The sequence below is a fragment of the Enterobacter cloacae complex sp. SHL021 genome (genome assembly GCF_049237765.1).
GTDB classification, from domain to species: domain Bacteria; phylum Pseudomonadota; class Gammaproteobacteria; order Enterobacterales; family Enterobacteriaceae; genus Enterobacter; species Enterobacter cloacae.
Genome location: NZ_JBMKJG010000069.1, coordinates 1 through 537 on the forward strand (window position 1 = coordinate 1; position 537 = coordinate 537).

General features: G+C 52.1%; 1 protein-coding gene. It reads right to left on the reverse strand.

Translation table 11 applies throughout. The annotated features are described in order from the left end of the window. Positions 1-407: ead/Ea22-like family protein (locus tag ACOTZF_RS25240; protein ID WP_421636240.1), on the reverse strand; the 407-nt coding region annotated here is incomplete at its 3' end. Positions 408-537: the final 130 nt, after the last annotated feature.

Genomic DNA, 537 nt, shown 5'->3' on the forward strand with positions numbered 1-537 from the left:
TTTACAGAATCAATATGGCAATAAGCACCACTTTTGAACGGAGAGCCTTGCTTGAAGTCGAAGAACGAATATGGCGGCAGATTGATTTCACGCGATTCCAACTCTGCTATGCGCTGGCGCAGACCTTCAATTTCACCACTCCTGTTTAACAGCTCACGAGCCATACGCTCGTTTTCGGTTTCTTTGGCTTCCAGCTCATCCAGCAGCGCCAGCACGGAGGAGGGGTTGGCGGCGGCGATGAATACTGAATCAACTTTGAGGCAATGTTGCGCCACCGCTTTCAAGCCAACCTTTACCTCATAGCCGCGCGCACCTTTGTGGGGCTTGTAAGGCTCCCAATTTCCCCATGATGCAGTGTTTGCCGCATTGGCTGCTTCCCGTAATGCGCGTTTGTCGATGTTGCTCATTGGGCGGCCTCCTCGCAAACGTGCATTTCTGGCTCATCAGCCTTGTAGTAACCGCCGCAGATTGTGCATGGCACCACTGGCACTTCGTCGTAATTTGAGGTTCCTGTAATCATGACTGCACTCCTTTGCG